Raw genomic sequence first — 11905 nt, forward strand, 5'->3', positions numbered from 1 at the left:
GTATTGCTTGTTTAACATTTACTGCCCGATCCTGTCCGGCATAGTAGCGGATGGATTTTGTTTCAGCGCGGGATTTCTCTCGAGCAAACTGGTAGGAAAAGGCAGTGTATACATCGGATCTTTTTCTTTCAGCGTGTAGTGGAGAATTGCTTCACCCAGTTCATGCTGATACCGGTGTGTGATAGCAGGCATGCCGTATCGCCGGAGATCAAACCAACGGAATCCTTCCAGGAAAAATTCTTTGCGGCGTTCCAGGCGTACTGCTGCAAGCAGTGCGTCTTTGTTGCCAATGCTTTCATCTGTATAACCAATGATACGGGTGCGGCGCAGGTCGTTCAGGTCTTTCATTGCAGCCGGCAGTTTGCCCAGTTGCACATTAGCCTCCGCCCTGTTCAGCAGTGCTTCTCCGGTACGAAGGCATTGAACCAGCTCTCCGTTCACGTTTGTATATTTATTAATGAGGGGAGTGCCATTTGAATTGGAGATACCGTATTTGAAGCGTACATCATTATCCTGGTCAAAAATTGACCGGAATTCGGCAGACGGAATATAGCTGTTTTGATCTCCTGCCTGTGATCTGCCGCCAAACATCCATTCAACTTCCGGGTTGGTGTAGGTGAGCCAGTTGCCGGAGGTGATCCCGGTCATGTTCATCAGTACACCTGCCTGTTCAAATACTTTATTGGCTTCTGTTACACATTCCTCCCACTTTTCCATATAGAGGTATACCCTTGATAAAAGGATATGAATGGCCGGCTGATTGATGTGGAAATCCCTGCGTGCAATAGGCAGTGGATCCATCAGGGTGGATGCCTCTTTCAGGTCGTTTACAATTTGCTCATATACTTTAGCAACGGTGGCCTGCTGCATATATTCCGCGGAAATATCGGAGGTCAGTTTTAAAGGTACAGCAAGAGATTGCGGATTACTGTTGTAAGGCTCGCCATAAAGATTAACCAGCCGGAAGTAATAGAAGGCGCGAACGGCAAGTGCTTCCGCTCTTACCCTGTCTTTTTCCTGCCGGCTGCCAATAGCAGCGTTGATATTATCCAGTACGGCATTGCATCCTTTTATCAGCTCATAAAAAGTATAGTAGGCGGTGTTGGCGGGATCTGTGCTGATAAGATCTCCCAGGCCGTTCCTGTCAGCCAGTGTTGGTTGCCAGGTATAGTAGAGGTAGTCCGTTTTAGCCCCGGGAGTTCCTACAATGGAATATGGAGTGCCAATTCCCCATTCAATATTAAAATCCACATCGTCATCCATGAAAGAAACGAAATCGGTAGGGTCTTCGTTTCCTATGTAACCTGATCCCATCAGTAACTCCCTGAAATCGGCGGCTGTTTTCGGAATTATTTCACTCTGGGACTGTTCTTCAAGGAATTTTGAACAGCTGCTGAATACCAACAGCGTAAATACAGAGAGAACAGAGAATAATTTATATTTCATGCGCTTCAATATTAGAAAGTCATATTAAAAGATAATGACGCCGTTCTGCGTGCAGGCCATCCGTTTGTTTCAGGATCATAACCTCTCCATGCATCATCAAAAGTCAGCAGGAACGGGTTGGTCATGCTGAGCGATGTGCTAAGGCGTTTGATATGTACCTTTTTCAACAATGCCTGTGTAAATTCATAGTTCACTGCAATCTGCCGGCAGCGGATAAAATCTGCATCTGCCACCATGTAATCTGATTGATTATACAGCTGGTATGGTGTTGCTATGAACAGATTTGGTGTAGGCATAGTTAGCTCTATCCTGCGTGGATTTCCAGGGGGAACAGCCGGAACATTGGTATGTAATTCATCACCTGGCTGTTTCCAGCGGTCGTTCAGGATTCTTGGAGCGTTTTGCTCGGGAGTGGGCGCTCCGGAAGGGTTATAGAAAACCGGCAGGCGTTTTTGATTGCCGAAAGCCATGGCAAACTGTGCACTCACCGAAATGTTCTTATACCTTAACATGGTGTTGAATCCACCGGAAAAATCAGGTTCCAGTTTACCCGGTTTTTACCAGGTAATCGAGGGGATTCTCCGTAGGTTTAATATCCAGGTTTTTGAAAGTAGGTACACCGTTAAAATGGTTTAAGCCTGCGTAAGCATAGGAGTAAAAGGTGGAATAAGCTTGTCCGTTCACAATAGCCGTTCCGTTCAGATAGTCCTCCAGGGTGTTGATCCTTTCATTTTGCTTCAGCTTATTCCTGGCAAGACCTGTATTTACAGAAAACTGCCACATGAAATCTTTGGTACGCACCGGTATAACGCTTACAATAAGATCGTACCCGGTGTTTTCCATCAGGGAGCCAAATACAGTAGCGGCATTCATTCCGTTTTCCACCGGTACCTGCCGGGAAGCGAGGATATTACTGCTTTTCTTATACCAGTTGGCGGTAGCGCTTACACGGCCGTTGAACAGGGCTACATCCAGCCCGAGGTTCCATGTTTTTGTTTTTTCCCATCCCAGTTCGGGGTAAGGTAAAGATTTTATATTCAGGATATACTGCTTGAATATATTGCTAAGTCCACCGTCGGTAGCGATCAGGTAAGGTGATACTTCTTCCACTGCCATTCCCTGGTAACCATAGCTGGCAGATACATCAAAGGCGTTCAGCCATTTTGCCGCGGTCATGAATTTTTCATTCGCAACACGCCATTTTCCACCCACCGACCAGGTTGGCTGGAATCGCTTGTTTTTATCTTGTCCGAATCGGTTGGAGGCATCCAGTCTCGCGTTGAAATTGAATACAAAGCGTTGATCAAAACCATACACTGCAGAAAAGTATTCACTCAGGTAGTTACTTTTCTGATTAACGATCCCCGAATTGGTACGCATGAGATCATACAGGTTATCTTTGGCTACAGAGTTCATTGCCGGCATGGTGGGAACAGGTGCATAGCTTTCACCGCGGTAACGGAGATAGCCATAGCGGGTATCGGTGTTACCCTGGGTCAGCGCGGATCTTGCTTCAATACCTCCCTGGAGCGTCACATTGTGAACCTTTCCCAATAACCGGTTGTACACCAGGCTGTTTCGCCAGGTATACCCGTTGTTATTGGCATTCTGCAATTGCACCAGTCCTCCGAAAGGCAGGCGGCTGGCGAGCTCCTGTGGGGAGTTCGACAATACGCTGCCAAACTCATATCCTCTTGTTTGGGTGATATAGTAAGATAATTCTGTGGCGTACGATTTAACACCGGAATTTGTAAGTGTATAAGATAACAAGCCCTGGTACTGCAGATCCTTTGTTATCTGGAGGTTTACATCGGCGGTGGTAGACAGGTTAGTGGTTACATTTTTGTTGCCTGTGTTATTAAGTTCATTCTGAATGTTATACAGGTAACTGGTATTACCGGGATAAACGGTGCTTGGTTCTCCTCTTTTTTCGTGGTAGAAGAGCGAACCATCATCATTGTACATAGGAATGGTCCTGGCAGTGTTATAAGCATAAGAGAACGGATCCACTTCATAGGCAAAACCATCTGTTTCGCGCCTGCTTCCATTCAGCATCAGGTTTACGGTGAGCCGTTTTCCCAAACGGAGCGTTGTATTGGAAGATGCCGCGAAAGAGGTGAGGTCATTACCTTTGGCTTCACCATTCTGCTGCTGCATGCTGAATGAAGTTCTGTTCGAGATCTTTTCATTACCGCCGGAAAGGCTCAGGCTATGATTCTGACTGAACGGATTACGGAACAGCAGGCCAAACCAATCCGTATTTCGGGTTTCCAGTTTCCTGTACATTTCCGTATAAGTGGCGTAATCAATCTCTTTCCGCTGTAACTGCTGGATCAATTTAGCATAACCGATTGGCAGCACATCGGAGGTATAGCTGTCGCGTGCTTCGTATACTTCTTTTGAAAATTGCATCAGCTCCTGAGAATTCATCAGGTCGAAGTCGCCATAGGAAGGCCTTTGGCCAACGGTGAAGGAAGAGTTATAAGAAACAGATAACTGGCCGGGCTTAGGCTTTTTTGTAGTGAGTACAATTACCCCGTTGGCAGCCTGTGAGCCATAGATGGCGGTTGCCGAGGCGTCTTTTAATACCGTGATGGTTTCAATATCATTTGGATTCAGCCAGGAAATAGCATTGGAAGCGATCAGGCGCAGCTCTGTCATATCTCCTGCCAGTGAGCCGCTGCCATTGGGCATTGGTAAAGGATCGCGCTGGATCACACCATCTACCACCCAAACCGGTTCCTGGTTGCCAAGAATAGTAGAAGTGCCGCGGATGCGGATCTTAGGGCTGGAGCCCACCTGGCCCGATTGCACCATTACCGACATGCCCGGCACCACGCCCTGCAGCATCTGGTCGATGCTGGTTTCACCGGCGATCTTTATATCATCTGCTTTTACAGAATAAACAGCACCCACGTAGTTGCCTTTGTTAACGTTCATATAACCGGTGATCACCACATCTCCTATCTCCATATCCTTCCTGTGCAGCGTGATATTCATCACCAGGTTATTGCCATCCGTTACCAGTAACGACTTCGACTGGTCTTTATCCACCGTATAGGCGGTGTAGCCGTTCGTTCCTTTACGCACGCCGATTTCCAGCGTTTCATACCCCAGCATAGTGATGAGGAGCACGGTATTTTCAGGGAGATGGGTAAAGTAAAAAGCCCCATCAGAAGAAGTGACCGTTCCGGTAACCGTGTTCTTTATCCGGACAGAAACGCCCGGAAGCAGTTCACCGGTAGTGGACCGGATCACCCCGCTGATGGTGGTTGGAGGCGCCGGAATAGTCAGGACATCGGCGGAAGGAGGAGCCTTGCGCGACAAAACAATTGTTTTGTCTTTGATCAGGTAAGTAACAGGAAGATCCTTCAATACCATATCCAGCAAGTCTTTCAGCGGCATATCGCGTACTGAAAGCGATACGCTCTGTGCGTCGCTGATAGTGTTGGTATTGCTGAAAATCACATAGCCTGTTTGTTGTTTAATGGCAGTAAATACTTTTTTGATAGGTATAGTTTTACCCGATAGCGTAACGGTTTGTGCATGTCCCGAGGCATTTGCCTGGAAAATGGCGGCTGCTAATAAAATGACAGTTAGTCTCATTACCAGAAAGATTTTGGTTAGGCCCATCTGTTTTCCCGGGCGATCGGGCGGCCAATAGCATTTTTTTTGCATAAATTGCAAGGGATTTGGTTGTTAATAAATGTGAATTGCAATAAACCGTTTAGAAACCAACTGAGTCAAATACACCGTCACGGCCGCAATCCGTGACGGTTTTTTCTTAGTGGTTGGTTTGATTCAAATAAATAGCCTGGCCGGGCCATAAAGGCCCCTGCTGTGTTGCTCCGGTGCAGCGTATCTGGTACTTATTTATTCAGCACAATCAGTTTGCGCCCTTCTACTCTAAAGTCTACTTCTGTTCTTCTTAATATTTCCAGCAGGTCCGAAAGGGAAATCTGCCTGCTCATTTCTCCTATAAATTGTATATCCGGTATACCATTTTCATATACTACATCTATATTATACCATCGTTCCAGCTGTCGCATTACTTCTTCAATACCGGCGCCTTCAAAATTGAACAGGCCGTTTTTCCAGGCCATGGTTTTTTCCATGTCAGGATGATTGATAATTTCAATGTTCCCTACCGGTTTATTTGTACCGGAGGCTGTGCTGATCTGTGCCTGCTGACCTGGTTTAAGGACAATGCTGGCGGGATGAGTAGCTACTTTTATGCTTCCGTTAAGCAATGTTGTATTGATCGTTTTTTCATTCTCGTAGGCATTTACGTTAAACAACGTGCCCAGTACTTCTATGGATGCCTTATTATTTACATTCACCAGGAAAGGTTTGCCGGCATCTCTGGCTACTTCAAAACAAGCTTCCCCGTATACCTCCACTTTCCGTTCATTGCCGGTAAAAGCGGTAGGGTAACGGATAGAGCTGGCTGCATTTAACCAAACTTTTGTTCCATCGGGCAGTGTTACTTCGAACTGCCGCCCTTTAGGCGTAGTCATTTTGTTGTATTGAATACCACCAGCAGCTTCACCTGAAGGATCATACTGTAGTTTTCCGTCAGATAATACCACGGAGGTACCGCCCTGGTGCGCCACTACACCGCTGGCCATACTGTCCAGCACCACCTGGCGCCCGTCGGCCAGTGTAAGTATAGCACCCTGTGTGCCCGGAGTGATCTCCACTGCCTTTGTCGCTACTGGCGCCGGCATATCTTTTTTATTCACCAGGAGGTAAGCGCTTCCTGCAAGTAACAATGCCACAGCGGCAGCCCAGCCCCATCTACGTATAAAATGGACGCGGTGAACCGGTGTCATTACAGGTCCCTCAAATGCAGGGACCTGTTCACTGATCCTCCTGGAAATCCTGTTGGTATCATATGCATAGAACTGTTGAAGACTGGCCACCAGCTGCTGCGGGTCGTTGAGCTCCGCAAAAAGACGGCGGTTATCTTCGGAGGCATTGATCCATTCCGTTAATGCGCTTTCTTCCTCCGCATTCAAACTATTTTCCAGGTATTTGCCAATAAGGCCGGCTATATAATGATTGTTCTCTGTCATGTTGATACTACTAAAACAACTAACGCTGCTTTTTATACCGCCCTTTTTAAAAAAAAATTACCGTTGCAGCATCAGCAACGCGGAAACCAGCACTGGCAGGGATATGAGCTCGTTTTTTAAAAGCGCGGTCCGTAATAATCCTACTCCTTTTGCCTTTTGGTTCAATACAGTTTGATAGGCCATATTAAGTTCAGCGGCTATTTCCTGTGCGCGTTTTCCTTCAATAACAGAAAGACGAACCACCTGCCGGCATTGTGGCGGCAGCTTTTCTATTTCAAGAAAAATAGCCTGCATGACCTCTGTTTTAATATAGGCTTTTTCCACATCTATGGAAAAGCGGTCGGCATCCCTTTCTATCAGCTGGTGAATATCGCCATGCCTTTTTTGCGCTTTAATATGGTTAAGCGCAGCATTCCTGGCGGCAGTGAACAGGAAACCCTTCAGCTGGGCCAGGGTAGGGAAGTCTTCTTTTTTTTGGAATGCCTGGATGAAACATTCCGAAACAATATCTTCAGCAGCCATCGTGTCGGAGGTCAGCTGTTCTGTGAAAAAGCATAGGGCACGCTGATATAACGCATAAACCTGGTGCAGTGCTTTGTGCTCGCCCTGCTGAAAAGAAGAGATCAGCGCAGTTTCCTCGTATGCTTGGTTGCTTGACAATGCCTTATATAATGTTCATGTTTGGAGGCACAAACTAGAGTAAAAAATCTCAAGGACAAAGCGCTGTTATTAAAATGCTGTGAATTAATTAGTTATAGATGCCGGTAAAAAATGAAGCACCTGCACGGGTATAGCCGATCTTCCTGGGAGGCGGTTGCCGGAACTGCGGTTATAATCAAGCCTTTTGTTGCACATTTTTCCCATAGCAACCGGGGGCTTTGGGTGTAAGGGTTTCCGGGCAGAACCGGCAGGTTTCCCTGTGTATAAAACCTGGCAGATTCCCCGGTTTAACGGGGACCGGGTGGCCGGGTTTTTGTGCCGCTTAGTATGAGTTGCAACCATTTCCTCATCCTTAAAAACCAATTTTATGGCTATCGTAAAAGTAATTGAAGTCATTTCTTCTTCTGAAAAAAGCATTGAAGATGCTATCACTAATGCAGTAACAGAAGTGTCAAAAACGATCCATAATATAGATTCTGTTTTTGTGAAAGATATTAAAGTACATGTAAAAGATGGGAAGATATCTACTTACGGATTAATCTGTAAGGTTTCTTTCCGTATAGATGAAGAGGAACGGAACCAGAAAACGGCATAGCCGTGGCGCAGGTTCCGGTCTGTTTCAAAAAAGGAGGGTATTATGAAAAAGTTATTTTTCTGCTGTTGTACGCTCACGGTATTATCGGGACTGTGGAGTTGTAATAACAGGTCCGCCGACAGTGAAAAGAAAGCTAAAGCCGCTAATGAAGAAAAGATCGACAGCCAGATCATGAGCAACCGGTTGGCCGACACGGCTGTAGCCATTCCTGCCAAAACAGATGCAGACTTCCTGGTGGAAGCAGCCAGTGGAGGCATGACGGAAGTGCAGTTGGGTCAGCTTGCGCAAAGCAATTCTGTAAACCGGGAGATAAAAGCATTTGGAGAGATGATGATAAGGGATCACAGGAAAAACAGGGATAAATTGAAGACCCTTGCGCAAACAAAGAATATTGTGCTTCCTGATGATATCTCCAATCATCAGCAAAGAATAAAAGAACGGCTGGAAAAAAGAAAAGGAGAGGAGTTCGACAGGGCCTATATCAGTCTCATGATTGATGATCATAAAAAAGATATCCGGGAATTTCAAAAGGCAGCAAAAAATGCGGCAGACCCGGAGATAAGAGCTTTTGCCATGGATCAGTTGCCCGTGTTGAATTCGCATCTCGACTCGGCCCGGAACCTGCAAAAGAAGATGGGCATACCTGTTGGCCCGCCGCCTTATGAATAAGGCGCGGATTTTGTCTGACTTAGGATTAAACTGATTACGCTGATTACGCTGATTTGATTACTTTGGATTTAAAATGATTAGGGGGAGATTTAAGCGGATACTTTCGCTTGAATCTACCCCTAATCATTTATAAAATCATTACCAGATCAAATCAGCGTAATCAGCGTAATCAGTTTAATCCTGAGTCAGACAAAATCCGCGTAAATTTTTTTTTGGACAATTCAACATCGGAAATTATATTTGTAGAATAGTATAGTATAGTACAGATGTGAATAACACAAATCAACTGAAAGCACGTTATGAATGACGGGTCGCCACACCGTTCGCCATTCGTATTCCATTTACGTTTTAAATTAAAGAAAATGATTGCCAGACACTTGCTGAAATGCTTTATTGCATTTCTTGCTGCCTTTTGTTTGTGTATACCAGGGTATGCCCAGCAAAAAATATTCAAGGGTAAAGTCATCAGTTCCACCGACAAATCACCGCTACCATTCATCTCCATAGTTGTAAAAGGCACAACCACCGGCGCAAAAACAGATGCTAACGGGCAGTTTGTGCTTAATGCGCCTACGGGCAACAATACAGTGATCGTTTCGGGCATAGGCTTCCGGCAACAGGAACTGGTGCTCACAGAAGATTTCACCACCATTGCGCTGGAAACATCTGTTGAAACACTGAGCGATGTAGTAGTGGTAGGTTATGGCACCGCGAAAAAAGCAACATTAACAGGTTCTGTAGCAGCTGTGAAAAGCGCGGAGATAGTGAGAAGCCCGCAGCCGAATATCTCCAACTCACTCGTAGGCCGTATGCCAGGCCTCATTGCACCCAACACCAGCGGAGAGCCGGGCTACGATGATGCCCGCCTGCTGATCCGCGGTGTGGCCACCACCGGCAACTCAGCCCCCCTCATCGTAATTGATGGAGTGCCCAATGCACTGGGTGGCTTCTCCCGCTTAAACCCCAGCGATATTGAAAGCATCAGTATCCTGAAAGACGCGTCTGCAGCTATTTATGGCTCACAGGCGGCCAACGGTGTTATCCTCGTCACCACCAAAAAAGGAGAAGCCGGTAAAACAAATTTCAGCTTTAATCTTAACCAGGGCTTCATCAAGCCTACCCGGTTGCCGGAATTTGTGGATGCCGCTACCTATGCCACTATCGTTAATGAAATAGGCTATTATAATAATCCTTCACAGGGCACGCACCAACGCTATTCAGAAGAAGAAATAGAATTGTTCAGGAACGGGAAAGACCCGGTATCCTATCCGAATACAAACTGGGAAAAGGAACTGATGAAACCGGTGGCGCCCCAAACTACTGCCAATCTTTCCTTCTCCGGCGGCAGTAACAAACTGTCGTATTACATCTCCGGCGGTTACCTGAACCAGGAAGGACTGTATCGTAACAGCCCTCTCAATTACAAACAATATAACATCCGCGCTAACTTCGATATCAACTTCTCTTCTAAATTCAAGGCAACGGTACAAGTGTCCGGTCGCCAGGAAGAAAAGACTGCCCTGGCTGGTTTTGGCGCATCCAATGTATTTGAGTTCCTTTACCGCACCTACCCAACACTTCCTGCTTACTACCCCAATGGGCTCATGGGCGCGGGTGTGGAAATGGGGAAGAACCCACTGGCAATGGCACAGTTGTCGGGTGCGGATAAAAGACCCATTACCACCGGTAGCATCATCGGAAAGGCAAGTTATGAACTGGCAAAAGGATTATCTGTAGATGGAATGGTGTCTATCGACAAACGTTTTGAATTTGATAAACAGCTGGCCCACAACTGGATCGTATACCAGTATGATAAAGGCGCACAAACCTATGACCCGGTGAAAGGCGGGCCCAATAACCCTTCCCTGTCGGAAAGCCAGATCAATTATACATTGATGAACTCTTTCCTGCGTTTGAGCTATGATAAACACTTCGGTAAACACCAGCTCAGCGCATTTGCGGCGGTACAACAATCTAAAACAACATATGAAACTTTTGGAGCGGCACGGCAGAACTATATTACTACCTTACTGCCGGAACTAAGCCAGGGCGGCGCCTTGCCAACTGATGCCAGCAACTACGGCAGCAGCTATATCATTACCCGCAGAAGTTACTTTGGCCGTATCAGTTACAACTATGCAGAAAAGTACCTGCTGGATGTACAACTCCGTGAAGATGGGTCGTCTATTTTTGCACCGGGAAAGCAATACGGCTTTTTCCCCAGTGCCATGGCTGCATGGCGCATTTCGGAAGAATCCTGGTTTAACAGGAATTCCATCAACAGCTTAAAGATCCGTGCTTCCTATGGCCTGCTGGGAAATGAAAACATTAAGCCGGATGATGCCCCGGGCTATCAATATCTGCAGAACCTCAACCTGCAAACAAATGTGCTGAGCACATTAACCAGCTCAGGCCAGCCTTATGGCGCCAATATTCCCACCATTGTATACGCCAAGCTTGCTAATCCCAACATCACCTGGGAAACTGCCAGGAAAGCCAATATCGGTGTAGACGCATCTTTATTCAATCATTTTAATGTGACCTTAGATGTGTTCAGCGAAACCAGGAACAACATCCTGGCCCCACGGAACCTGAGCATCCCCGGCGTAAGCGGTATCAGCAGCAGCCAGATCCCCGACGAAAATATAGGTAAGGTAACCAACAAAGGCATAGAAGCTTCCGTGATGTATGAAACCCGCTTCAATGATGTGAAATTCAATATCGGCGGTAACTTCAACTTTATCAAAAATAAGGTCATCTTCCTGGACGAAGCACCGGGAACACTCTCCTACCAGAAAGTGGAAGGCCATCCCATTAATGCCGGCCTGTACTACCGCAGCATCGGTATCTTCAAAGACCAGGCACAGATAGACGCTACGCCTCATGCGCCAGGCACAATGCCCGGTGACCTGATCCTGGAAGATTATGATGGAGATAAACAGATCACAGCTGCCGACCGTGTACGGATAGACCAGAACAATATCCCGCAAATCGTATATGGGATCACGTTAGGCGCTTCCTGGAAGAGCTTTGATATCAATGTTTTATTCCAGGGACAGGGAGAATCCGCTCAGTATCTCCTCTGGGAATCCGGTGAATTTGGCTCTTTTCTCAAGGAATGGGCAGATAACCGCTGGTCGCCGGAAAACACCAGCGCTTCCTGGCCACGGCCGGTGTCAAGGCCCAACTCCAGCAATCTTGGCGCTTATCCAAGCACTTTCTGGAACTGGAATACTTCTTTCATCCGTCTGAAGAACCTGGAAATAGGCTACAACCTGCCCGCAGCACTGGTATCCAAAGCATCTATCAAATCAGCCCGCTTTTATGTGAATGGCTTTAACCTGCTCACCTTTACAAGAGTGAAACAGATAGACCCGGAAGGCACAGACGGCAGCGGGTATTTTTACCCGCAGCAAAAAGTGTTTAACGTAGGCGTGAACGTGAATTTTTAAGAGGGAGA

The 11905-nt window shown here is 46.6% G+C and carries 8 protein-coding genes; 3 read left to right on the plus strand and 5 right to left on the minus strand.

Features of this window, described 5'->3' with window-relative positions; translation table 11 throughout:
- Positions 1-18: 18 nt before the first annotated feature.
- The 5 genes from ABIE50_RS10535 to ABIE50_RS10555 all read right to left on the minus strand — a co-directional run bounded on the left by ABIE50_RS10535 (position 19) and on the right by ABIE50_RS10555 (position 7181).
- A complete protein-coding gene (locus ABIE50_RS10535; protein WP_209863713.1) occupies positions 19-1446 on the minus strand; it encodes a RagB/SusD family nutrient uptake outer membrane protein in 1428 nt (475 codons plus the stop codon).
- Between the two features lie 11 nt (positions 1447-1457).
- Positions 1458-1958, minus strand: a complete 501-nt coding sequence (locus tag ABIE50_RS10540) for a hypothetical protein (RefSeq protein ID WP_354027953.1) — start codon at positions 1956-1958, stop codon at positions 1458-1460.
- A 34-nt stretch (positions 1959-1992) separates the two neighbouring features.
- A complete protein-coding gene (locus ABIE50_RS10545; protein WP_354027954.1) occupies positions 1993-5052 on the minus strand; it encodes a SusC/RagA family TonB-linked outer membrane protein in 3060 nt (1019 codons plus the stop codon).
- A gap of 263 nt (positions 5053-5315) precedes the next feature.
- The gene (locus tag ABIE50_RS10550) at positions 5316-6521 is read right to left on the minus strand and encodes a FecR domain-containing protein (protein ID WP_209863706.1); all 1206 of its coding nucleotides are present in this window, start codon (positions 6519-6521) and stop codon (positions 5316-5318) included.
- 57 nt (positions 6522-6578) lie between these two features.
- Positions 6579-7181 carry an RNA polymerase sigma factor gene (locus ABIE50_RS10555; protein WP_142683280.1) on the minus strand — a complete coding sequence of 201 codons (603 nt, stop codon included), beginning with the start codon at positions 7179-7181 and terminating at the stop codon, positions 6579-6581.
- Positions 7182-7548: 367 nt separating this feature from the next.
- On the opposite strand from ABIE50_RS10555, the gene ABIE50_RS10560 reads away from it, so the two are divergent.
- From ABIE50_RS10560 to ABIE50_RS10570, 3 genes are all read left to right on the plus strand, one after another.
- Positions 7549-7776 carry a dodecin family protein gene (locus tag ABIE50_RS10560; protein WP_142683279.1) on the plus strand — a complete coding sequence of 76 codons (228 nt, stop codon included), beginning with the start codon at positions 7549-7551 and terminating at the stop codon, positions 7774-7776.
- A gap of 42 nt (positions 7777-7818) precedes the next feature.
- Positions 7819-8445 (plus strand): DUF4142 domain-containing protein, encoded by a 627-nt coding sequence (locus tag ABIE50_RS10565; protein ID WP_209863704.1) that lies wholly within the window; start codon positions 7819-7821, stop codon positions 8443-8445.
- 362 nt (positions 8446-8807) lie between these two features.
- Positions 8808-11897 carry a SusC/RagA family TonB-linked outer membrane protein gene (locus ABIE50_RS10570; protein ID WP_209863701.1) on the plus strand — a complete coding sequence of 1030 codons (3090 nt, stop codon included), beginning with the start codon at positions 8808-8810 and terminating at the stop codon, positions 11895-11897.
- Positions 11898-11905: the final 8 nt, after the last annotated feature.

Source organism: Chitinophaga sp. OAE865 (genome assembly GCF_040546735.1).
Taxonomy (GTDB): domain Bacteria; phylum Bacteroidota; class Bacteroidia; order Chitinophagales; family Chitinophagaceae; genus Chitinophaga; species Chitinophaga polysaccharea_A.